Annotated in this window: 23 protein-coding genes; 12 read left to right on the top strand and 11 right to left on the bottom strand. The window is 66.7% G+C overall.

Features of this window, described 5'->3' with window-relative positions:
• The first annotated feature begins 69 nt into the window (after positions 1 to 69).
• Positions 70 to 243, top strand: a complete 174-nt coding sequence (locus tag U5N23_RS08620) for a hypothetical protein (RefSeq protein WP_322592402.1) — start codon at positions 70 to 72, stop codon at positions 241 to 243.
• A gap of 102 nt (positions 244 to 345) precedes the next feature.
• Here U5N23_RS08620 and U5N23_RS08615 read toward each other — a convergent pair whose 3' ends face one another.
• The 3 genes from U5N23_RS08615 to U5N23_RS08605 all read right to left on the bottom strand — a co-directional run bounded on the left by U5N23_RS08615 (position 346) and on the right by U5N23_RS08605 (position 3,514).
• Complete coding sequence (locus tag U5N23_RS08615) at positions 346 to 726, bottom strand: response regulator (protein ID WP_322592752.1); 381 nt, start codon at positions 724 to 726, stop codon at positions 346 to 348.
• A gap of 157 nt (positions 727 to 883) precedes the next feature.
• Positions 884 to 1,714 (bottom strand): transglutaminase family protein, encoded by an 831-nt coding sequence (locus U5N23_RS08610; RefSeq protein WP_322592401.1) that lies wholly within the window; start codon positions 1,712 to 1,714, stop codon positions 884 to 886.
• A 90-nt stretch (positions 1,715 to 1,804) separates the two neighbouring features.
• The gene (locus U5N23_RS08605) at positions 1,805 to 3,514 is read right to left on the bottom strand and encodes a RecQ family ATP-dependent DNA helicase (protein ID WP_322592400.1); all 1,710 of its coding nucleotides are present in this window, start codon (positions 3,512 to 3,514) and stop codon (positions 1,805 to 1,807) included.
• Positions 3,515 to 4,623: 1,109 nt separating this feature from the next.
• On the opposite strand from U5N23_RS08605, the gene U5N23_RS08600 reads away from it, so the two are divergent.
• Positions 4,624 to 5,262, top strand: a complete 639-nt coding sequence (locus tag U5N23_RS08600; protein WP_322592399.1) for a LysE family translocator — start codon at positions 4,624 to 4,626, stop codon at positions 5,260 to 5,262.
• 353 nt (positions 5,263 to 5,615) lie between these two features.
• Positions 5,616 to 6,644, top strand: coding sequence for a hypothetical protein (locus U5N23_RS08595; RefSeq protein WP_322592398.1), 1,029 nt, complete (start codon positions 5,616 to 5,618; stop codon positions 6,642 to 6,644).
• A gap of 46 nt (positions 6,645 to 6,690) precedes the next feature.
• Here the strand turns inward: U5N23_RS08595 and U5N23_RS08590 are convergent, their stop codons facing one another.
• Positions 6,691 to 7,455 (bottom strand): SDR family oxidoreductase, encoded by a 765-nt coding sequence (locus U5N23_RS08590; protein ID WP_322592397.1) that lies wholly within the window; start codon positions 7,453 to 7,455, stop codon positions 6,691 to 6,693.
• 105 nt (positions 7,456 to 7,560) lie between these two features.
• Here U5N23_RS08590 and U5N23_RS08585 point away from each other — a divergent pair, with 105 nt between their 5' ends.
• Positions 7,561 to 8,499 carry an AraC family transcriptional regulator gene (locus U5N23_RS08585; RefSeq protein WP_322592396.1) on the top strand — a complete coding sequence of 313 codons (939 nt, stop codon included), beginning with the start codon at positions 7,561 to 7,563 and terminating at the stop codon, positions 8,497 to 8,499.
• Positions 8,500 to 8,509: 10 nt separating this feature from the next.
• On the opposite strand, the gene U5N23_RS08580 is transcribed toward U5N23_RS08585, so the two are convergent.
• Positions 8,510 to 9,748, bottom strand: a complete 1,239-nt coding sequence (locus tag U5N23_RS08580; RefSeq protein ID WP_322592395.1) for a type II toxin-antitoxin system HipA family toxin — start codon at positions 9,746 to 9,748, stop codon at positions 8,510 to 8,512.
• Positions 9,732 to 10,004, bottom strand: a complete 273-nt coding sequence (locus tag U5N23_RS08575) for a helix-turn-helix transcriptional regulator (protein WP_322592394.1) — start codon at positions 10,002 to 10,004, stop codon at positions 9,732 to 9,734. The genes U5N23_RS08580 and U5N23_RS08575 overlap by 17 nt, the downstream gene beginning before the upstream one ends.
• Before the next feature lie 138 nt (positions 10,005 to 10,142).
• Between U5N23_RS08575 and U5N23_RS08570 the strand changes: the two genes are divergently transcribed.
• Complete coding sequence (locus U5N23_RS08570; protein WP_322592393.1) at positions 10,143 to 10,760, top strand: YdeI/OmpD-associated family protein; 618 nt, start codon at positions 10,143 to 10,145, stop codon at positions 10,758 to 10,760.
• A 21-nt stretch (positions 10,761 to 10,781) separates the two neighbouring features.
• Here U5N23_RS08570 and U5N23_RS08565 read toward each other — a convergent pair whose 3' ends face one another.
• The gene (locus tag U5N23_RS08565) at positions 10,782 to 11,156 is read right to left on the bottom strand and encodes a hypothetical protein (RefSeq protein WP_322592392.1); all 375 of its coding nucleotides are present in this window, start codon (positions 11,154 to 11,156) and stop codon (positions 10,782 to 10,784) included.
• A 121-nt stretch (positions 11,157 to 11,277) separates the two neighbouring features.
• Positions 11,278 to 12,174, bottom strand: a complete 897-nt coding sequence (locus U5N23_RS08560; protein ID WP_322592391.1) for an AraC family transcriptional regulator — start codon at positions 12,172 to 12,174, stop codon at positions 11,278 to 11,280.
• Positions 12,175 to 12,307: 133 nt separating this feature from the next.
• Here U5N23_RS08560 and U5N23_RS08555 point away from each other — a divergent pair, with 133 nt between their 5' ends.
• Positions 12,308 to 13,084 (top strand): SDR family oxidoreductase, encoded by a 777-nt coding sequence (locus tag U5N23_RS08555; protein ID WP_322592390.1) that lies wholly within the window; start codon positions 12,308 to 12,310, stop codon positions 13,082 to 13,084.
• Between the two features lie 12 nt (positions 13,085 to 13,096).
• Here U5N23_RS08555 and U5N23_RS08550 read toward each other — a convergent pair whose 3' ends face one another.
• Positions 13,097 to 13,813 (bottom strand): SIMPL domain-containing protein, encoded by a 717-nt coding sequence (locus tag U5N23_RS08550; RefSeq protein WP_057204784.1) that lies wholly within the window; start codon positions 13,811 to 13,813, stop codon positions 13,097 to 13,099.
• Between the two features lie 216 nt (positions 13,814 to 14,029).
• Between U5N23_RS08550 and ompR the strand changes: the two genes are divergently transcribed.
• The 4 genes from ompR to U5N23_RS08530 all read left to right on the top strand — a co-directional run bounded on the left by ompR (position 14,030) and on the right by U5N23_RS08530 (position 17,159).
• Positions 14,030 to 14,761 (top strand): two-component system response regulator OmpR, encoded by a 732-nt coding sequence (gene ompR / locus U5N23_RS08545; protein ID WP_007859588.1) that lies wholly within the window; start codon positions 14,030 to 14,032, stop codon positions 14,759 to 14,761.
• 12 nt (positions 14,762 to 14,773) lie between these two features.
• Positions 14,774 to 16,306: a sensor histidine kinase gene (locus U5N23_RS08540; protein WP_322592389.1), complete on the top strand. Its 1,533-nt coding sequence runs from the start codon at positions 14,774 to 14,776 to the stop codon at positions 16,304 to 16,306.
• Between the two features lie 238 nt (positions 16,307 to 16,544).
• Positions 16,545 to 16,826: a type II toxin-antitoxin system RelE/ParE family toxin gene (locus tag U5N23_RS08535; RefSeq protein WP_322592388.1), complete on the top strand. Its 282-nt coding sequence runs from the start codon at positions 16,545 to 16,547 to the stop codon at positions 16,824 to 16,826.
• 36 nt (positions 16,827 to 16,862) lie between these two features.
• The gene (locus tag U5N23_RS08530) at positions 16,863 to 17,159 is read left to right on the top strand and encodes a HigA family addiction module antitoxin (protein WP_322592387.1); all 297 of its coding nucleotides are present in this window, start codon (positions 16,863 to 16,865) and stop codon (positions 17,157 to 17,159) included.
• A 124-nt stretch (positions 17,160 to 17,283) separates the two neighbouring features.
• Here U5N23_RS08530 and U5N23_RS08525 read toward each other — a convergent pair whose 3' ends face one another.
• Entirely contained in the window at positions 17,284 to 17,724 is a 441-nt protein-coding gene (locus U5N23_RS08525; protein WP_057264405.1) for a nuclear transport factor 2 family protein, read from the bottom strand.
• Between the two features lie 29 nt (positions 17,725 to 17,753).
• Entirely contained in the window at positions 17,754 to 19,778 is a 2,025-nt protein-coding gene (locus tag U5N23_RS08520) for an NADPH-dependent 2,4-dienoyl-CoA reductase (protein WP_322592751.1), read from the bottom strand.
• Between the two features lie 183 nt (positions 19,779 to 19,961).
• Between U5N23_RS08520 and U5N23_RS08515 the strand changes: the two genes are divergently transcribed.
• Positions 19,962 to 20,507 (top strand): PadR family transcriptional regulator, encoded by a 546-nt coding sequence (locus tag U5N23_RS08515; RefSeq protein ID WP_322592386.1) that lies wholly within the window; start codon positions 19,962 to 19,964, stop codon positions 20,505 to 20,507.
• A 174-nt stretch (positions 20,508 to 20,681) separates the two neighbouring features.
• Complete coding sequence (locus U5N23_RS08510) at positions 20,682 to 22,235, top strand: DUF4331 domain-containing protein (protein ID WP_322592385.1); 1,554 nt, start codon at positions 20,682 to 20,684, stop codon at positions 22,233 to 22,235.
• Positions 22,236 to 22,240 lie beyond the last annotated feature (5 nt).

Here is a 22,240-nt window from a genome sequence, read left to right as displayed (position 1 = left end):
GCGGGGGTGGCATGCGCCAGAGGCGGCGCCCATAATGAACCTGCCAACCACTTTCAAGGGCAGAGGTTCATGGTCGCTGAAGGCATAGCGTGGTTCATGGTGGATGTCGTGGCCTGGGGCATCGGCCTGGTCACCGGCCGCGCCTTCAAGATAGATCCCGGGCGCGCACAGCACATCGGGCAGGCGATCATGGTCGCCATCGTTCTGGGGGCCGGGCTCACGGTCACACTGCTGTATTCGTAGCCCCCGGGGGCCTGCTGCTCCGGCAGGATTTCCAGTGGGGAGCGCGGCACGACGGTGGTCCACCGGCATCGGCTCTGCAGCCGATAGGCCCGAGCCCTCCCTTCAGACCACCACCTCGGGCAGCTGCGTGCAGTGATCGAAGAAGGCCTGCAGCTCGGTCAGCTTGTCGAACACCGCGTCGGCACCCAGGGCCAGGCAGCGTGCGCGCATCTCGGGCGTGGCATGGTTGGTCAGCACCAGCACATGCTGGTCCGACGAGCGCGGCCCCACGGCCTGCAGCACGTCGAGGCCCGAGCCCTGGCCCAGGTGCAGGTCCACCACCAGCAGGTGCCACTTGCCGCGCCAGCGCGCAAGGGCTTGTGCAGCACCCGTGGACGTCTTTGCAATGGCGACCACCTGCGCGTTGGCGGTTTCTTCCAGCGCCGGGACCAGGGTGTCGCAAATGGGTTTGTTGTCTTCTACAAGAATGGTGACGAGAGGCATCTTCAATGGGGGATGCAGCGCCTGGCACAGGCGCTGCATGGACTTCATGGTTGGGTAAGGGCGCAACGGCCTGTGTCGGAATGCGGTGCGTGCATGCACGAGGCCGCACCGATGGTGCTGTCGCCGCAGTGCCGGCGGGCCTGTGTGGGTACCCGGATCAGGCGCTGATCGGAAAGGTCAGCGGAGCCTCCATCGCAATCTCTTCAACGCGCACGTCCATCAGCGTGATTTCGAGCGGGCCGTAGTACGACAGGAACGCGACATCTGCCGCATCCCTGCCGTAGGCTACCACGATGCGCCCGCCCCTTGCCTGGGCCTGGGTACCGTCGAACGCATACCACCGGTCCCCCACGAAGGCCTCGAACCAGGCGTGCATGTCCATGGGGTCGAGCGCGTGCAGGTAGCCCACCACATACCGCGCCGGGATGTCGAGGGCCCGGCACAGGCCGATGGCGACGTGCGAGAAATCCCGGCACACGCCGGCACCGTCGTTCAGGGTGTCCAGCGCATCGGTGGTGCCGCTGCTGACGTTGTAGCGGTACTCCAGGTTGTGGTGCACCCAGCTGCGGATGGCCTCGACCTGGCCATAGCCCGGCGAGGCATCGCCCACGATCTCGCGCGCCTTGTCCTGCATCTTGTCGGACGGGCAGTAGCGGCTTTGCAGCAGGTACTTGAGCGCCTCGAAGGGCAGGTCCTCCACGGGCACCGCCTTGGCGCTCGCATCCACCGCGATGTGCGTGTCGGTGATCATGATCATGTCGACCTCGATGCGCATCTGCCCCTGCGGAATCTTCAGCCGCTGGCACAGGTTGCCATGGTCGTCCACATACTCCGTCATCGGCACGGCGGGCGTCAGCTCGTAGCGCTCCTGCACCATCCACTGCGCATCGCCGCTTCTTGGGCGAAGCACCGCCACCACCGCACAGTCCGCGTCTGCGGACAGGGTCATGTGGCAGGTGGCGTGCAGCTTGACGAAGGTGGGGTTCATCCAGGGAGTCTAGGGGCTGTCACCGGGTGCGACGGCCAGCAATGCCCCTAAAAAGCGCTCGATCCTGCACCGCGTCGCATGGCGGATCCCTCACGCCGCCAGCGCCACCGGAGCGGACCGCCGTGCCGCGCGCACGAACTCCGGCAAAAAGGTGCGCCGCGCCCCGTTCGGGAACTCCACCGTCACCGAATGCGCGTTGGCCTCGACCACTTGGCCTGCGCCATAGCGCCTGGCGCGCACGGCGTCGCCGCCATTGAACACTGGCCGGGCGTTCGCCGGCTGCGGGCGCACCTCGATCGGCTGCTCGGGCGTGGCCACGGCGGGCGCCAGGCGCGACAGCGCGGCAATGCGCAGGCAGTTGTCGCAGCGGCCACAGCCATCGGCAGCAGCACCGTTGTCACCCAGCGCTGACAGCACCCCCTGCCAGCGGCAGCGGCCGCTCTGGGCGTAGGCCACCATAGCCTCCAGCGTGGCGCTGTCCTGCTCGCGGCGGCTGCGGTAGGCGGCCAGCAGGGGTTCCAGCGCCGCGTCGTCCAGCTCGCGGGCCAGGGTGAAGCGGCCGGCCCGGTCGCGCCGCACCACCTTGTGGCTGCGCAGCAGGCTCAGCGCCACCCTGACCTTGGCACTGGGGCGCGACACGGCATCGACGATGGCGTCGGCCGTCCAGCCGCCCTGGGGTGCCGGGTGCAGCAGCGTGGCATGCACGGCCTGCACATCGTCCAGCGTGGGGTAGCGGCCCGAGGCGAAGAACTGCTGCAGCGCCCGGTCCTGCCGCACGTAGAGCAGCGTGCACTGCGAGTCGTTACCGTCGCGCCCTGCGCGGCCGGCCTCCTGGTAGTAGGCGTCCACGCTGGCGGGCATCTGGTAGTGCAGCACGAAGCGGATGTCCGGCTTGTCGATGCCCAGGCCGAAGGCGTTGGTGGCCACCATCACGCGCACCCGGCCGTCCATGAAGTCGTCCTGCGCCTGCGCGCGCTGCGCAGCCGGCAGGCGCCCGTGGTACAGGCCCACGCTTTCGCCGGCCGCAGCCAGCTTGGCGTGCAGCTCCTGGGCGCTCTTCACGGTGGCGGTGTAGACGATGGCCGGCCCCTGGCTGGCCGCCACCAGCTGCAGCGCACGCGGCAACCGGTCGGCAGCGCGGCCCAGTTGCTCCACCGCCAGCTGCAGGTTGGGCCGGTAGGCTCCAGTCTGCACCACGTTGCCAGCGGCAATGCCGAACTGGGCCACGATCTCCTTCATCACCGCCGGCTTGGCCGTGGCCGTGAGCGCCAGCACCGTGGGCCGCCCCAGCGCACGCACGGCCGGCGCGATCTCCAGAAATGCGGGCCGAAAGTCATGGCCCCACTGGGCGATGCAGTGCGCCTCGTCCACCACCAGCAGGCTCACCGTGTGCCGCGCCAGGGCCGCGGTCAGCGCCGGGTCGGCCATCTGCTCGGGCGTGGTCAGCACGATGCGCGCAGTGCCGCTCTCGATGGCCTGGCGCGCTGCGGCCAGCTCGTCGCTGCCGATGGCGCTGTTGACCTGCACCACGGCCACGCCGAGTTCGCGCAGGGCATCGCACTGGTCCTTCATCAACGCGACCAGGGGCGACACCACGACGGTGGTGCCCGGCAGCAGCAGGGCCGGCAACTGGTAGCACAGCGACTTGCCCGCGCCGGTGGGCATCACCGCCAGCGTGCTGGCGCCCTGTAGCACGCGCTGCACCACGTCCAGTTGGCCGGGCCGCAGGCGCTGGAGGCCGAAGACTTTGCGCAGGGTTTGCTGGATGGTGTTGGGGCTGGCGATGGTGGCGGTGTTCATTTCGGGCCCGGGCCGGGTGGCTGCGGTGCTGTGTTTGATGAGGCTGATTGTGGGAAGGCACGACCTGCGGAACGCGCCGGAATGCTGCGCACGAGCGTGTAAGACAGCAGGCGCTGTTCGGGCGCTGCGGATGGGGCGGGGTTGGTGGTTGGTGCTGCATGCCTTTGCAGAGGGCGGAGGCCGGGGTGTGCGCCCGGCGGCGCAGTAACTTTCTCTTGGCCGCCAAGAGAAAGTCACCAAAGAGAAGGCGGCCCCCAGTCTGCGTCCCCCGTTCGCCCTGTCGGGCGAACGGGGGCAACCTGCGATGCTCGGGCCTGGGGTGGTGCCGCAGAACTCGCTGCGTTCTTCGAACTCCGCTCAAACAGCTGCGGCAAGCCAGATCACGAAGTGCGTGTGTCCTTCGGCACACGCACCCACCCCAGCTCCTGCGCTTCTCGGCGCAGCCAGCAGGGGTGGGGAGCGGGTACCACACGGCTGCTGCTGCGCAGCTGCGCCGGGTGTCGGTTCGCGCTGTGCGCTGCCGACGTGTTGATCGCGATCGCCCTGGCGAGCCAAGCGCAGCGAAGGACCACCGGGCCGAGCGAAGCAATGGCCCGAGTGGAGCCCGATCCCACCCCCTTCTGACCGTGCCGAGAAGCGCAGGGCCTGGGGTGAGCGCGTGCCGAAGGACACGCGCATCGTCATCTGGCTCGCCGAAGCTGTTTGACCGGAGCTGCCTCGCAGAGGCAGCGCAGGGAGTTCTTCGGCGTCACCCCAGGACCGAGCATCGCAGGCTGCCCCCTCGCCACCGGCGAGGGGGACACGGGCAGCGGGGTCGCCTTCTCTTTGGTGACTTTCTCTTGGCGACGCAAGAGAAAGTTACTGCGCCGCCGGGCGCACACCCCGGCTCCCGCCCTCAATCAAAGCATGCGGCAACCACCACCCAACAATCGATGCAGCTCGCATCATGGTACGTCGCGCAGCGAAGAATCTCTTCCACCTTCGGTGACATGATCCCCCACTGCAGGGGTCAATCAAAACCCCGGCAACACGCCAACGCCAACTCACCGAAAATACCCCCTGGCACTGTCTGCTGCAGCCGACGAACGACGACAAAAGCCCCCCTGACCATGACCCTCACCCACTGGCTCCTCTTCTGCGGCGTCTCCCTCCTGATGTGCTTCACCCCCGGCCCCGCCGTGCTGCTGGCCGTGTCCAACTCGATGGACGTCGGCGCCAAGCGCACGGCCTTCAGCTCGGTGGGCAGCTCGGCCGGTATCTACGTGGTCTCGGGCCTGGCGATGATCGGCATGGGCGCCATTCTCAGCATGTCGGCCAACGCCTTTCTGGCCATGAAGGTGGTCGGCGCGATGTACCTGATCTGGCTGGGCGTTAAGCGCTGGCGCAGCAACGACGCGCTGATCAGCAGCGATGCAGGCCAGGCCCCCACGGACCGGCGCGAGCGCAAGAACTGGCAGCTGGTGGCGCAGGGCATGGGCGTGTCGCTCACCAACCCCAAGGCCATTCTGTTCTTCTCGGCCCTGTTTCCGCAGTTCATCGTGCCGGGCCAGCCGCTGTTCACGCAGTACCTGCTGCTGACCACCACCTTCGCCGTCTGCGCGCTGATCTCGCACGCCTTCTACGTGGCGCTGATCTCGCTGGTCAAGCGCCATGTGGTGGCGCGCGCCAAGCTGTTCAACCGCGTGGTGGGCGGCACCTTCATCGCGCTGGGGCTGGGCCTGCTGAACACGCGGCACAAGCTGGGCTGACTGCGGGTCAAGCTCCTCTCAAAAGCAGTGGCTTGCTCGCGGTCACCAACAGATCGCAGCGGGACAGACATTGCATGCGTTGGTGACGCCCAGCGCCTCATACGATATGCACGCATGGGAAGCGCGTGCGAGGAAGTCCTCCCGCCAGCAATGCGGCGGTCAGTCGCCAAACGGCGCAGACTCAAAGGACACGATGACATCGCCGTCAATCGCACTGGATTTGCTGGACTTGCCCATTTCGCTACCCTAAAGTGGAAAATCGAATGGCGCGAGAAAGCTCTGGGCAAGTCGTTGGCGACTGCATGCCATGCCCCAGCTGAAAATGCCTTCTATTTTAATTGAAATCTATTTTTATGATCTTCTCACTTACAGCAGGATCAAGCGGCTCGGGAGATGCTAGATTTGTGGCGCGCCTGCCACTGGCCCTTTCACCAGGGTTGGTCTTACAGATCCCCAACGGAAAGTATTTGGCTCCTGGGTCCAGCATGGGGATTCAGATTGAGAAACTGCACTACGGTTACGCAGTCACATTGGGGCCATTTTCCACTTCAAAAGAAGCGGAGGAAGCCCTATCTCGACTGAGAGCCGCAGCCTTGTGGTCTGCGATTGAATTGAGCATCGGCTTGCAGTATCCGACCGAAAATGGCGACATCCAACTGTCAGATCAACCGACTGCAATCTCCGAAAACACCCAGCACATTGGTGCAACAACAGGATGGACATTTATTGATGGCCACTATGATGCACAGAAGGCACTCATCATTCCAGACGACAAGCGCTTGGCCAGCTTAGAACTTGGAAAACCCCAACTGGTTTCGAGCATCCCGATCAATCTATTTCTCGAAAAATTTGAGGAAGCGTTGTCATTCGAAAAACTGGGACAAATAGCTATCGATGAAAAATTGAAGCTAGCAATCGAAGTCGCAATGTCACACCGTTTCGAAGTCAGCGAAAGAGCTCAATTCATCGCTTTGGTAACTTCTCTGGAAGCACTACTGCCCGATGCCCCTGTTTCAGATGTGTCACGAAAAGCCATCACCGAAGCCATTCACCTCATTAAAAAAAGCCGCGAGCAGTATGAAAAAGATAGTCGCGAATCGCGCGACCTCGAGCGCTTGCTGAGCCAAGTAAAAAGTCTGGAAAGAGAGTCAATTGGCGAACGCCTGCAAAACTTCGTTGAAGCATCGACCAAGCGACATCCGACGTTAGGAAGCTATGAAGTGATTGGGCTTGAAATTCGTAGTACATACAACCTCCGTAGCAAGTTGCTCCATCAAGGGCACATTCCGTCCGAACAGCTGGTTAGCAAGCTTGAGTTTTTGCGGGCTTTCGTGCCAAAGCTACTGCGACTACTTTTCATAGAGGCGTCCAATAGTAATTAGGGTCGCAAGCAGGCCAACTGCAGTAATTTTTCTTGCTCCCACAAAATCAAAACCCCGCCAGCGCCACCGCATCCGCCCCGGCCGGCAGGCGCATCGGCGCCGCCGCATCCGTCACCGCGCGCCACACCGCCTCGGCCACATCCTGCGCATGGGTAACCGGCGTGGCCGTGTCGCGCACGGCGGCGAACACGCGGTCGCGAAAATCGGCATACGCCTCGGGCACGCTGCCCGGGCCCATGCGCGGGCGGGCATTGTCGCCAAAACGGGTGCTGGGCGCGCGGCCGGGCAGCACCAGGCGGGCGCGCACGTTGAAGGGGGCCAGCTCCAGCGCCAGCGATTCGGTGAAGGCATTCACCGCCGCCTTGCTGCCGGTGTAGACGGACAGCAGGGGCAGCGGCAGCAGCGTGACGCTGGAGGTGACGTTGACCACCACGCCCGCACGCCGCTCGCGCATCTGCGGCAACACGGCCTGGGTCATGGCGATGGTGCCGAGCACGTTGGTCTCGAAGACCTCGCGGGCATGGGCCATGGCGATGCCTTCGAGCGGCGCCAGCAGGCCGATGCCGGCGTTGTTGACCAGGGCGTCGATGGGGCCGGCCTGCTCGATGCAGCGGCGGATGCTGTCGGCATGGGCCACATCGAGCGGCAGCACGCGCAGGCGGTCCGACGGCGGCAGCAGGCCTTCGCCTGGCGTGCGCATGGTGGCGATGACGCGCCAGCCCTGGGCCAGGAAGAAGCGCGAGGTTTCGAGGCCGAAGCCCGACGAGCAGCCGGTGATGAGGACGGTGGATGGATTGGCGGTGGCAGGCATGGTGCAAAGGCTCCGTGGGGTTGACGATGCCTGGATGGTAGGAACGCCAACCTGGATTGAATACACTCGCCCGTCCATCATTTTGTCGAAAGAGTCCAGCACCCCATGAGCACCCCGGCCGTCGATCCCCTGGCGGAAGTCGTGTCGCTGCTGCGGCCCGCCGCGCCGTTCTCCAAGCTGGTGGTGGCATCGGCCCCCTGGGCCGTGCGGCGCAGCGAGACGGGGCGGCCGTTCTACTTCGTGGTGCTCGAAGGCAGTTGCCAGCTGACCATCGACAGCCCCGCGCGCAGCGACACCCTCACGCTGCACCAGGGCGACTTTGCGCTGATCCCCGCCGCGCGCAGCTTTGCCACCAGCAGCCTGGACCGCGACCCGCCGCGCGAGGGCGAGGCCGTCACCACGCCCATCGCCCCCATGCCGGGCGGCGCGCGCGTGGGCGACCCGGATGGCGCGGTGGATGTGCGCATGCTGGTGGGCCACTGCGTGTTCGAGTCGCCCGACGCGGCCCTGCTGGTGCCGCTGCTGCCACAGTGGCTGCATGTGCGCGGCGAGCGCCGCCTGGCCACCCTGGTGGAGCTGGTGGGCGACGAATCGCGCAGCGACCGGCCCGCGCGCGAGATCGTGATGGCGCGGCTGCTCGAAGTGCTGCTGATCGAGGCGCTGCGCTCGTCGGCCCGCACCATGGCCGCGCCCGGGCTGGTGCGCGGCCTGGCCGACCCCAAGCTGGCCATGGCCCTGCGCCGCATGCACGAGCGCCCCGCACAGCCCTGGACCATGGGCCAGCTGGCGCACGAGGCCGCCATGTCGCGCAGCGCCTTCTTCGGGCGCTTTCACCGCGCGGTGGGCATCGCCCCCATGGAATACCTGCTGGCCTGGCGCATGGCGCTGGCGCGGCAGATGCTGCGGCGCGGCGCACTGGCGATGGCCGAGATCGCCGAGCAGGTGGGGTACAGCTCGGTCAGCACCTTTGGCGTGGCCTTCACGCGGCATGTGGGCATGCCGCCGGGGCGGTACGCGAAGGACGCCGCAGGCACCGCCATGTAGCGCAGCGCTTTCAGCGCGCGTGCGCCAGGCCTTCGTCCCAGGCCAGTGACATGTCCCGCCACAGCGTCTTCGGCACCCGTGGGTCCCCCCTGGCCTCTTGCAGGGTGGTGCGCATGGCATCGGCAATGCGTGCGAGTACCAGGGTGGGCTGGGCCACGCCGCAGACCTTGCGGCCAAACTCCAGCAACTCTTCGGTGGTCGGGTAGGTCTTGGTGCAGTGCCTGCCAGCAAACAGTTTGAGCGCCAGCGTCCTGTCTTCCAGCTCCGGCCCGCCCGCGTACTGGGTGTAGCGGTAGATGGAGGTCGTCACCACATCGAACATGGGCGCCAGCCAGGCCTCGGTGGCTGAACGGTACAACAACCCGAAGTTCTTCAGGTGCGCGTCGCCGTTGCGCACCATCACCGAAAACGCCACCTGCTCAAAGAACCGGTGCAGGTTGTCGCTGTGCAGCTGCAACTGCCGCAGCAGCTCGGCAACGCGCTGGTAGCTGCCCTGGTACTTGCGGTCCGACAGCACGTCGCGCACGCGCAGACCCGCCAGCGCCGCAATGTCCTCGAAGCCCAGCCGCTCCACCTGCCCATCGCCCTGCACCACCAGATCGAAGCGGTCGAGCACCAGCATCTGGCCATCGTCGGACAAGGCAAACGATGGCACGCCGATGCCGGCCTGCCTGGCGGCGCTCAGGCACAGAAACTCGTTGGCTGCCAGGCCCGGGTAGGCGGGGCTGGCGGCCTTCACGATGAGCGAAGGAATGGGCACCGTCGGGCGGTCGGGCACCATGATCTTGGGCTGCATGCCGGCAATGCCGGCGCCCGTGCTCAGGTAGGCCGCCACCAGTTCGTCGAAAACCGCAGGTGTGTACCGCGTGCCCAGCAACTCGCTCTTGCTCAATGTACGGGGCATGGGCGCTGCGGCCTGCCCCGGCAGGCCAAAGCCCAGCCGGCCGATGCCATTGCGCCCCACCAATGCCAGCATGTGCATGGGCGTCATCGGCTGCTTGGGGAACAGCTCGCGGATGCGCATGAACAGGTCGCCTTCGGGCAGGTTCTGGTCCATGACAGGGAACAGGTCGCCGTCCTGCCAGGTCAGTTGCTCGGCGGGTGGCATCAGCAGGGCCACGGCCGGCTGGCCCGGGTCCGGCGCGAGATAGCGAAACTCATACGTGGAGGCCTTGAGCAACTGGCCCGCGTTGAGGTGGCCACCGACCGAGACATCCAGCAGGCGGATCTTTTCAGGGAGCATCGCCATCGTCGTCCATGAAACGGCGAGCTACCTCGTGCGCAGAAGGCAGGCCCGCGCTTTCGATGCGCATCGCCAGGCCCAGGGCTCCCAGCACGGCCAGAAGGGAAGACACGGTGGTGTCCTCGCCCGCCTCCAGCCGGTAGACCACCTCGCGCACCTTGCCCGCCTTGTCGGCCAATGCAGACTTGCTCATGCCCAAAGCTTCCCGGCGCTCGCGCAATTGCGCACCCAGTTCGTCTGGCAGCCTGATTTTGTCAGTCATGACTTGCATATTACCCAAAAAATACATCACTTGCCAGTCATAACTTGCAATGCTAGGATTTCTGCATTGGCGCAAGCCGGCATCGCGAAAGGTTCCCATGGCCCTCGACAGGACGCAGCCCCCTGGGCGCAATCGCTGATGGCAGCCGTCATCGTCGACCCCACCAAGGTGCATGAATTCGCCGACGCCCAGGCCTTCCACACCTGGCTCGGCCGCCACCATGACCAGGAGACCGAGGTCTGGATCAAGATCCACAAAGTGGCTTCAGGTCTGCCCTCCATCACCCCGAAGGAAGCCATCGACGTGGTGCTCTGCTGGGGCTGGATCGACGCCATCCGCAAAGGGCTGGACGACACCAGCTACCTGCAGCGCTACACCCCGCGCGGCAAGAAGAGCGTGTGGAGCAAGATCAACGTCGACAACGTGGCGCGCCTGGTCAAGGAAAAGCGCATGACGCCGCACGGCCTGGCCCACGTCGCTGCAGCCAAGGCGGACGGCCGATGGGACCGGGCCTACGGCAGCGGCAAGGGCCTGAAGATCCCCGACGACCTGCAGGCCGCCATCGACGCCAACCCCGAGGCGCGCAAGATGCTGGCCACGCTGACCGAGCAGAACCGCTTTGCGCTGGCGTTTCGGGTCCACAACCTCAAGACCGAGGCGGGGCGCAGGAGGAAGATAGCGGTCTTCGTCGACATGCTGGCACGCGGAGAGACGATCCATCCGCAGCGCAGCACGAAGGTGCCGGAACCGCCCTGACACAGGGCGCAGGCGATGCGCCTACCCTCGGCTCCCGCTTCTCCCCAGCCAGGCCGCCAGCGGCGCCAGCAGCACCAGCGCCACCCCCTGGTACACCGGCACCATCAGCACGGCGAGTGCGCCCTGGGCATCCGGGCGCCAGAAGAGGATCACGGCCAGCCAGGCAATGCCGCCCAGAGACACCAGCACGGCCACGAGGTAGCCATGGAGCTCTGTGGCCTGCTGGCGGCGCAAGGCGGCGAGCGCCATGGCCATCAGGCCATAGGGGGCCAGCAGCCAGGCGGCGAAGGCGGCAAACGCCAACGCGCTGACGGGCTTGAGCGCTGCCACACACAGCAAGGTGGCACATGCGGCCAGCAGGACCACGAGAAAGGCAATCAAGGGTATCCGTTTCATGGCAGCAGGCCCGTTGGGTGCACGACCACATTGCGCGCACCGCACTGTAACGCAGGCGCTTTTGCGCCACAGGCTGTAAAGGCGCCAAAGGGCGGCCGCTTGCGCATGCGCGAAAAGTGGCTCACGCCGCCTCGCGCACCCTGCCCCGCGCGGCCTGCGTGTCGCGCACTGGCGGCAGGCCGAACAGCCGCCCGTACTCGCGCGTGAACTGGGGCACGCTCTCGTAGCCCACGGCAAACGCCGCGCTGCTGGCGCTGGCGCCCTCGGACAGCATGAGCCGGCGCGCCTCGATCAGGCGCAGCTGCTTTTGGAACTGCAGGGGCGACAGCGAGGTGACGGCCTTGAAATGCTGGTGAAAGGACGAGGGGCTCATGTCCGCCAATGCGGCCAGGCTTTCCACCGGCAGGGGCTGGGCGAAGTCGGTGCGCAGCACGGCCACGGCGCGGGCCACGCGCTGGGCGTGGCTGCCGGGCCAGCCCAGGCGGCGGATGGCGGCACCGTGGCGGCCCGCCAGCAGCCAGTAATGCAGCTCGCGCACCAGGGGGGCGTGCAGCAGGGGCACGGCCTCGGGCCGCTCCAGCAGGCGCATGAGGCGCAGGGCCACGTCGGCCACCTCGTCGTCCGTGGGGTCTACGCGCACCGGGGCGTGGTCGCCCAGGGGCGCTGCGCCCATCTGGGCCGAGAGGTCGGCGATCACCGGCAGGTTCAGCTCCAGCGCGATCGACAGGTAGGGCGCTGCCGCGCTGGCGCGCGTGATCTGGCTCACCGTGGGCACGTCGGCCGTGATCAGCAGCGACTCGCCCACCGTGAACTCGAAGGTCTGAGGCCCCATGCTCACCTGCTTGCTGCCCTGCAGCACCAGGCAGATGAGCGGGTGCGAGATGGCATGCAGCAGCCCGCTGGGCTCGGTGGCGCGCACCAGGGTCAGGCCCGGGATGGCGGTGGCCAGCACACCGGGCTGGCGTGCATGGGCATCGGCATAGCGGCCCACGGCCTCGAAGAGCAAAGGTGACGTCATGCTGCCAAGCGTAACGCTTTGTAGGAGATTTGGCACTGGTTTTGGAGAATCAGGCAAGGATTGAAGGGGTTTCGGCAACACCGGCAGGGGCTCACGCCAGACACTGAATCCCGTCACACACAGGAGCCACCCCATGACATCCACCACCACCGCAACCCCCACCATCACCCTCGTCACCGGCGCCAGCCGGGGCCTGGGCCGCAACACCGCGCTGAGCATTGCGCGCACCGGCGGCGACGTGGTCGTCACCTACCACAGCAAGGCCGACGAAGCCCAGGCCGTGGTTGCCGAAATCACCGCCCTGGGCCGCAAGGCCGTGGCCCTGCAGCTGGACACGGGCGACGTGGCCAGCTTCGCCGGCTTCACCGAGCGCCTGCGCGCCGCGCTGCAGGCCACTTGGTCGCGCGGCACCATCGACCACCTGGTGAACAACGCCGGCCATGGCGACTACGCCGCGTTTGCCGAGACGAGCGAGGCCCAGTTCGACCGTCTGGTCAACGTGCACTTCAAGGGGGTGTTCTTCCTCACGCAGGCGCTGCTGCCGCTGGTCGCCGACGGCGGGCGCATCGTGAACTTCTCGTCCGGGCTCACGCGCCTGTCCCTGCCGGGCTATGCCGCCTACGCGGCGGCCAAGGGTGCCGTGGAAGTGCTCACGCGCTACCTGGCCAAGGAGCTGGGCGCACGCGGCATTGCGGTGAACACCGTGGCGCCCGGGGCCATCGAGACCGACTTTGGCGGCGGCGTGGTGCGCGACAACCCCGCGCTGAACCAGCAGCTCGCCCAGATGACGGCCCTGGGCCGCGTGGGCGTGCCCGACGACATCGGCCCCATGGTGGCCGGGCTGCTGGCACCCGGCAACCGCTGGGTCACCGCCCAGCGCATTGAAGTCTCCGGCGGCCAGGCACTCTGACCACCGGCTGCCTCAACGCATCTGAACGGAGCCGGAGACGGTGACCACAACCTGCGCCTTGCCGGCCTCGACCGGCACGGCCGAGTCGGAGAACGACGATCCCTTGGCCTCCATCGCCATCATGCGCGGGCGCGGGCCGGGGGACATCTCGTTGCTGTTCACCGCCACCTCGCGCAGGCTGTAGTTGGCAAAGCCGAAGCCCTTGGCCAGCTCGGCCGCGCGCGACTTGAACTGCTCGATGGCCTGGGTCTGGGCCTCGCCCTCGACCTTGGCGCGGGCCTCGCGCGACAGGGCAAACGCCACCTGGCTGATGGCCATGGTCTGCACCTTGCCGGCGGTGGTCGTGATGCGCGAGAAGTCACGCCCCTCCAGCACCAGCTCGGCGCGGCCCTGCCAGCCGTTGATCTTGCCGTCCTTGGCATAGCGCGGGTACAGCCCGAAGGGGCCCGTGCGCACATCGAGCTGGCCCGGCTGGGCATTGCGTTTGGCTTCGGCCAGCGCGGCATCCAGCGCCTGCTTGAGCTGGGCCTGCACGGCGCTGGCATCGGCGCCCTCCTTGCTGGTGGCCAGGGTGACCACCAGCAGGTCCTGCTGCGCCTCCACGGTGCCCGTGGCCGACAGCTGCACCACGTTGCGCAGCTCCTGCGGCGCCGTGGCCTGGGCCATGGCGGTGCCGGCGCAGGCCAGCAAGGCGGCGGTGGTGATCAGGCGGATGGCGATTTTTTTCATGGGTAAACCTTCGTCGATAGATGGGGCGCGGCCGGCAACCGGCCACGCAGGCCGCCACCATAACCGCTGCGGCATCACGCCCGGTGAACAGGGGGTGGCAACTGTGCGAAGCTCCGCAAAACTTGTAACAGTTGGTCAAAGATGACCCCAAAAACCGAACTTTGGCGTTCCAAGTAGTCAGAATCGGCTCTGTTACAAATTGGACTTGGGATCAACATGGCCACAACAACCAACCGCACCGACAAGATTCTCGTCGTGGACGACGACGCACGCATCCGGGACTTGCTGCGCCGCTACCTCACGCAGGAAGGCTTCGAGGTGATGGTCGCCGAAGACGGCAAGGCCCTCAACCGCCTGCTGCTGCGCGAAACGGTGGACCTCATCGTGCTCGACCTGATGATGCCCGGCGAAGACGGCCTGTCCATCTGCCGGCGCCTGCGCGCCGCCAACGACCGCACGCCCATCATCATGCTCACCGCCAAGGGCGAGGACGTGGACCGCATCGTGGGCCTGGAAGTGGGCGCCGACGACTACCTGGGCAAGCCATTCAACCCCCGTGAGTTGCTGGCCCGCGTGCACGCCGTGCTGCGCCGCCGCCCCGCGCAAGAGGCGCCGGGCGCACCCTCGGGCGACAACGAGGTGGTCAACTTCGGCCCCTTCACGTTCGACCTGGGCACCCGTGCCCTGCAGCGCAGCGGCGAAGAGCTGCCCCTGACCACCGGCGAGTTCGCCATGCTCAAGGCCCTGGTGCGCCACCCGCGCCAGCCGCTGTCGCGCGAAAAGCTGGCCCTGCTGGCCCGTGGCCGCGAGTTCGAGCCCTTTGACCGCAGCCTCGATGTGCAGGTCTCGCGCCTGCGCAAGCTGGTCGAGGTGGACGCCGCCGCGCCGCGCTACATCCAGACCGTGTGGGGTGTGGGCTACGTGTTCGTGCCGGACGGCACGAGCTGATAATCGAGGGATATGTCCATTTCCGGCGCCAAGGGGCGGTCTGCACCGCACCCTTCTCCCTCCGTGACCGCGCCGACCGATGCCACCAGCCCGGCCCCGCTCGAAGCGGTGCGCCTGGCGCGCGAGCAAAAGGCGCGCGTGGGGCTCAACCTCTTCTGGCGCACCTTCTTCCTGCTGGCATTGCTGCTGGTGGGCAGCATCCTGGCGTGGCTGCAGACGCTGCGCGCGCTCGAATTCGAGCCGCGCACCCTGCACACCGCGCAGCAGATCGCATCCCTGGTCAACCTGAGCCGCGCGGCGCTGGTGCACTCGGACGCGATTGCGCGCGTATCGCTCATCAAGACCATGGCCGACCAGGAGGGTGTGCGCATCCTCCCGCGCGAACCCAAGGACCAGTTCGCCCTGCTCGACGGCACGGCCCTGGGCAACCGCCTGACGGATGAACTCACCCAGCGCCTGGGGCCCGACACCATCGTGGCCCAGAGCGTCAACGGCGAGCCCGGCCTGTGGGTGGGCTTCAACATCAACGGCGACCCCAACTGGCTGCTGATGGACCGCTCGCGCTTCAGCCCCGCAGGCGGGCGCACCTGGCTCATCTGGCTCATCACCGCAGGCGCGCTGTCGCTGGCGGGCGCGGCCGCCATTGCCCGGCTGATCAACCGGCCGCTCAAACAGCTGTCGTATGCGGCCAACCGCGTGCGCGACGGCGACTTCGCCGCCAGCCACCTCGATGAAGAGGTGGTCACCAGCGAGATCCGCGAGGTGAACATCGGCTTCAACCGCATGGCGCAAAAGCTCGCCAAGCTGGAGCAGGACCGCGCGGTCATGCTGGCCGGCATTTCGCACGACCTGCGCACGCCGCTGGCGCGCCTGCGCCTGGAAACCGAGATGAGCGTGAACGACGACGTGGCGCGCGAGCACATGGTGGCCGACATCGTGCAGCTTGACGCCACCATCGACAAGTTCCTCGACTATGCGCGGCCCGACCACGTGACCCTCACGCCCGTCAACCTGCATGCCGTGGTCTCGTCGTGCGTGTACGCCGTGCAGGACCACCGCGAGCTGCAGATCACCATGGCCATCCCCGAGGACCTGAATGTGCTGGCCGACGAGGTGGAGCTGGCCCGCGTGATCTCCAACCTGCTGGAGAACGCGCGCCGCTACGGCAAGGGCGACGACACCGGCGTGGCCAACGTCGACATCGTCGCCAAGGGCCGCGAGAACTGGGTGCTGGTGAAGATCCGCGACCACGGCCTGGGCGTGCCGCCCGAGCAGCTGTCCAACCTCACCAAGCCCTTCTTCCGCGGCGACTCGGCCCGCACCGCCGCTGCCGGCGCAGGGCTGGGCCTGTCCATCGTGGACAAGACGGTGCAGCGCATGGGCGGCATCTTCGCGCTGGCCAACAGCAGCACCGGCGGCCTGGTGGCCCACATCCAGCTGCAGCGCGCCAGCGAGCTGCCTGATGGCGTGGACCCCAAGCAGCGCCTGCAGCGGCCTGCCGTCAAGCGGCAGTTGCCACGCCGGCGGGCGGAGGACAAGGTGTAGAACGCCTGCTTTTGCGCACGATTAAAAAAAGAGGACCGCGCCTTTGAGGCCCGGTCCTTTTTTTTGGCTGCGCCAACCTGCGCCAAGGACCGTCAGGCAAATGCCCGCTATGGCGCGGGCTCTGGCCGCTCTTTGCGCCTGGCAGCCCATCCCAAACCAAGGCACGTGCCATTGGAAGACTTGCTCAGCCTCTTTTGATAACGTTTGACGTTAATAACGCGTCACGTTATTATTACCTATGTCGATCCAATCCTTCAAGTGCAGCGAGACACAGGACCTGTTCCATCAGCAGCGCATTCCTCGCTGGGTGAACATCGAAGGCCCCGCACTGCGGAAGCTGCGAATGCTCCACGCCGCCGCTCAATTGCTCGACCTGCGGGTTCCGCCGGGCAACCGGCTTGAAGCTCTGGTTGGCAACCGCCAGGGCCAGCACAGCATCCGCATCAACGATCAGTGGCGAATCTGCTTCGTGTGGACCCCAGAAGGACCGAAGGACGTCGAGATCGTCGATTACCACTGACGCGAAAGCGCCAACGTCATAGCAAGGAGTGCGAATATGACCAAGTCTCTCACCCTCCCCACCCCGGGCGAGATCCTCGCCACGGAGTTCTTGGAGCCCATGGGAATCACCCAATACCGTCTGGCCCAGGCCATCCATGTGCCGCAGACGCGTATCGCGGCCATCGTCAAGGAGGGCCGGTCGATCACTGCAGACACTGCCCTGCGTCTGGCACGCTTTTTCGGGACCACCGTGGAGTTCTGGCTAAACCTGCAGAGCCAGTACGATGCCGACACAGCGCGGGCAGCCATCGCTGCGGACCTGGAGACCATCGAGCCGTTTGCAGCGGCTTGAGCACGCCACCGCGGCCCAGGTCCTTGCAGCCAGGATGCTCCTCACATCCGCCATCGTAGGGCGGCAGTGCCTTGCGCACAGCTGGAGTTCTGATTGAAGCCGCTTGTGGGCTGCGGGGCCAGGTTCACGCCTTGGCCTTGAACGCCGGCAACTTGTCCCCCAGCCGCGCCCCCATTTCCGCCCCCAGCGCCTGCAAACCGCTCAACGGCCGCACCATGACCTCGAACTCCGTGATCTGCCCGGCTTCATTGAAGCGCACCAGATCGATCCCCTTGAGCTGTTTGTCGCCCACGCGCGCGCTGAACTCCAGCACGATGTTCAGGCCGTCGTCGGTGGCCAGCTGGCGGTGGTAGGTGAAGTCCTCGAACACCTGGATCACCGTGGACAGGGCCAGCATCAGCGCCGGGGCCGAGGTGTAGGCCGTGTTGGCCATGGGCGAGCGGAACACCGCATCGGGGTGCACGATGGACAGCAGGTTCGACAGGTCGCGGCTGGCCACCATGTGGTGCCAGGTGTCGAGCGAGCGGGCGACGGCGGGGTGGATGTTCTTCAAGGCTTCGGTCATGGGATGTCTCCTGGGTTTTCGTGGGTGGATCAGATGGCGGCGGCGAGCGTGGTGCCCTGCAGGATGGCGCGCTTGGCATCGAGCTCGGCGGCCACGTCGGCACCGCCGATCAGGTGCGCGCTCTGGCCCGTGGCCAGCAGCGCGTCGTACAGCTCCCGCAGCGGTTCCTGGCCGGCGCAAACCACGATGTGGTCCACGTCGAGCACGCGCGGCTGGCCGTCGATGGTGATGTGCAGGCCGGCGTCGTCCACCCGCTCGTAGGCCACGCCCGAGCTCATGCCCACGTTGCGCGCCTTCAGCGATGTGCGGTGGATCCAGCCCGTGGTCTTGCCCAATTGGTCGCCCACCTTGCTCGCCTTGCGCTGCAGCAGGTGCACCTGGCGGGCAGGTGGCTCCACCTGGGCAGCGCGCAGGCCGCCGGCCTGGGCATAGCCGGTGTCAATGCCCCATTCATCGTTGAACTTGGCGGGCGCCAGCGCCCCGCTCTCGCCTTCGTGCGTGAGGTACTCGCCCACGTCAAAGCCGATGCCGCCGGCGCCGATCACGGCCACGCGCTGGCCCACGGGCTGCTTGTCGCGCAGCACATCGAGGTAGCTCAGCACCTTGGGGTGGGCGATGCCCTCGATGTCCGGCGTGCGTGGGCGGATGCCTGTGGCCACCACCACCTCGTCATAGCCCTGGCCCGCCAGCTCCTGCGCGGCCACGCGGGTATTGAGGCGCACGTCCACGCCATGCAGCTCCAGCTGGCGGCGGTAGTAGCGCAGGGTTTCGTAGAACTCTTCCTTGCCCGGCACCTGCTTGGCGATGTTGAGCTGGCCGCCGATCTCGCTGCCCGCGTCGAACAACACCACCGCATGGCCGCGTTGCGCGGCGGTGACGGCAAAGCTCAGCCCCGCGGGGCCGGCACCGACCACGGCGATGCGCTTCTTGGCAATGGCGGGGGCGATGACCAGCTCGGTCTCGTGGCAGGCCCGGGGGTTGACCAGGCAACTGGTGATCTTGCCGCCAAAGGTGTGGTCCAGGCAGGCCTGGTTGCAGGCGATGCAGGTGTTGATCTCGTCGGCCCGGCCCTGGCGTGCCTTGCGCACGAAATCGGCATCGGCCAGCAGCGGCCGTGCCATGGAGACCATGTCGGCGCAGCCCTCGGCCAGCAGGCGCTCGGCCACCTCGGGCGTGTTGATGCGGTTGGAGGTGATCAACGGTATGCCCACCTGCCCCATCACCTGCTTGGTCACCCACGCATAGGCCGCGCGCGGCACCTTGGTGGCTATTGTGGGGATGCGCGCCTCGTGCCAGCCAATGCCGGTGTTGAGGATGGTGGCGCCCGCCGCCTCGATGGCCTGGGCCAGCTCGATCACCTCGGCCAGCGTGGAGCCGCCCTCCACCAGGTCGAGCATGGACAGGCGGTAGATGATGATGAAGTTCGGCCCCACCCGCTCGCGCGTGCGCCGCACGATCTCTACGGGAAAGCGCATGCGGTTGGCGTAGCTGCCGCCCCATGCGTCATCGCGCTGGTTGCTGCGCGCTGCGATGAACTCGTTGATCAAATAGCCCTCGGAGCCCATGACCTCCACGCCGTCATACCCCGCATGCTGGGCCAGCGCGGCGCAGCGGGCAAAGTCTTCGATGGTCTGCTCCACCTCTTCCGCCGTGAGCGCATGCGGCACGTGGGGGTTGATGGGTGCGCGCAGCGCGCTCGGCGCCACCAGGTCGCGGTGGTAGGCATAGCGGCCGAAGTGCAGGATCTGCATCGCGATCTTGCCGCCCTCGGCATGCACGGCGGCAGTCACCTTGCGGTGCTGCTCGGCCTCGTGCTCGTTGACCAGCATGGCCCCGCCCTGCATGGGCCGGCCGCGCTCGTTGGGCGCAATGCCGCCGGTCACGATGAGCCCCACCTCGCCACGCGCCCGCTCGGCATAGAAGGCGGCCATGCGCTCGAAGCCGTTGGCCACCTCTTCCAGCCCCACGTGCATGGAGCCCATGAGCACGCGGTTCTTGAGCATGGTGAAGCCCAGGTCCAGCGGGGCGTGCAGGTGGGGATAGGGGGAAGCCATGGACGGCTCCCGGGTCGGTGCGAGAACGGCGTTCATCGTGGGTCTCCTTTTTGTTTATGCAACCAGTTGCACAAATATAGCCCCGACGCGCTGTTTATGCAACTGGTTGCAGAAACAAATGAAGCCCTCCGCGATTCAGGCAAGATCGGAGATTCCGAATTCCTGGCCGCCTCCTTCCGCCCGATGTCCCTGCCCCATGCCCTCCTCACCGCCCTGGTCGAGCACCCCTGCTCGGGCTCGGAACTCGCCGAGCGCTTCGACAAGTCCATCGGCTACTTCTGGCACGCCACGCACCAGCAGATCTACCGTGAGCTCGCGCGGCTTGAAGAGGCGCTGTGGATCGAGGCCCTGCCGGCCGAGACGGGCCGCGGACGCAAGCGCCAGTTCCGCCTGCTGCCCGCCGGCCGCAAGGAGCTGCGCCGCTGGATCGCCGAGCAGCACGACCCCACGCCGCTGCGCAACGAACTCATGGTGCGCCTGCGCGCCGAGGCCGCCATAGGCCCCACCGGACTGGACAAGGAAATCGCCCGCCTCATGGCCCTGCACCAGGAGAAGCTGGCCGTCTACCAGCGCATCGAGCAGCGCGACTTTGTGGGCAAGGAGCCGAGCCGCGAGCGCCGCCTGCAGCACCTGGTGCTCAAGGCCGGCATCCTGCAGGAGGAGCTGTCGCTGGCGATATCGAAGGAGGCGCTGGAGATACTGGGCGGAACTTCGGCATCGAAGTCCTGACGTCGTTCGGTGCGGTCCGTCGGCGCTGCAAAAGACTGCGTGAAGTACAGGCCAGGGATCTGCATTTAGGTGTTAACCCTTGCACCCGCAGATAGATGCATCCACCCGGAGCCCTCGGGCGTATCAGCAGGCGAGCTATTGCGCTCACTGCCGAACACCCACGAGGAGATCTCCATGCACATCAGGAAAATCAGTCTGGTAGCGCTTGCGGCGCTTGCCGCCTGCACGGCCGGCGTCAGTCTGGCATCCAGCCACCGAGAGGCGCCCTTCATCACGACCCAGCCCAAGGTCGATGGTGCGGACTTTTACCTCTTCAGCAGCTATGAGGCGGGGCGCAACGGCTTCGTCACCATGATCGCCAACTACCTGCCCCTGCAGGACCCCTATGGCGGGCCCAACTACTTCAGCCTGGACCCGAATGCGCTGTACGAGATCCACATCGACAACAACGGCGATGCGGCAGAAGACATCACCCTGCAGTTCCGCTTCAAGAACACGCTGAACAACGGCGGGGCCGGTATCACGCTGGACATCGGCCCGGACGGCGCCCGCAAGAAGGTGGCCATACCGCTGCGCAATGCGGGCGGGATCACGGGCGCTGCGGCAGACCCGGTGTCGTACCGTGAAGAGTATGAAATGTTCATCGTGCGTGGCGACCGGCGCACCGGCAAGCGCGAGCAGATCACCATGGCCGGTGGCGGAGCCACCTTCACCAAGCCCATCGACTACATCGGCGAGAAGTCGCTGGGCAACGCCGCCGCCTACGACGCCTATGCCGGCAAGTATGTGTACGGCATCAACGTGCCCGGCTGCGCCACGCCGGGCAAGGTGTTCGTGGGCCAGCGGCAGGACCCCTTCCCGGTGTCGCTGGGCACCATCTTCGACCTGGTCAACGCCCCTGCCGCCGTGATCACCAGCGAATCGAATGCCGCGGCCTTCGGCGCAGGCCAGATCGCCAGCAAGAACGTCACCTCGCTCGCCGTCGAGATGCCCACCGCTTGCCTGACCGCTGCATCGGGCGAGAAGGTCATTGGCGGCTGGACCACGGCCAGCCTGCGCCAGGCGCGCGTGCTCAACGGCAAGCCCGACTCCGGACTGCAGGCCAGCGAGAAGGCCGGCGGCGCCTGGACCCAGGTCTCGCGCCTGGGCATGCCCCTGGTGAATGAAGTCGTCATCGGCCTCAAGGACAAGGACAAGTTCAATGCGTCCAAGCCCAAGGACGACGCGGCCAACTTCGCGGACTATGTGACCCACCCCACGCTGCCAGCCCTGGTCCAGGTGCTGTTCGGCGCGCAGGCGCCCACCAACTTCCCGCGCACCGACCTGATGACGGCGTTCCTCACGGGCCTGCCCACCGTCAACCGCCCGGGCAACATCACGGCACTGGGCACCGGCGGGCCGCTGGCGGAAATGCTGCGCCTGAACACCGGCATTGCCGCCACGCCGGCCAGCGCGCAGAACCCGCTGGGCGTGGTGGCGGGCGACGCCGCCGGCTTCCCCAACGGGCGCCGCCTGGGTGATGACGTGGTCGACGTCTCGCTGCGCGTGGCCATGGGTGCGCTGTGCACCTTGACCGGTGCGGGCGATGCGCTCAAGGTGGGTTGCAAGCCCGGCGATGCGCCTGCCGGCGCGGTCGAGTTCGTGGACGGCGCGCGCACCAAGGCCACCGACTACCGCACCGCCTTCCCGTACGTGAACACGCCGCTGCCTGGCGCCAAGAACTTCTGATGCGA

It is taken from the genome of Acidovorax sp. (assembly GCF_034519795.1).
GTDB lineage: Bacteria > Pseudomonadota > Gammaproteobacteria > Burkholderiales > Burkholderiaceae_C > Acidovorax.
This window is presented reverse-complemented; position numbering and strand designations above follow the sequence as displayed.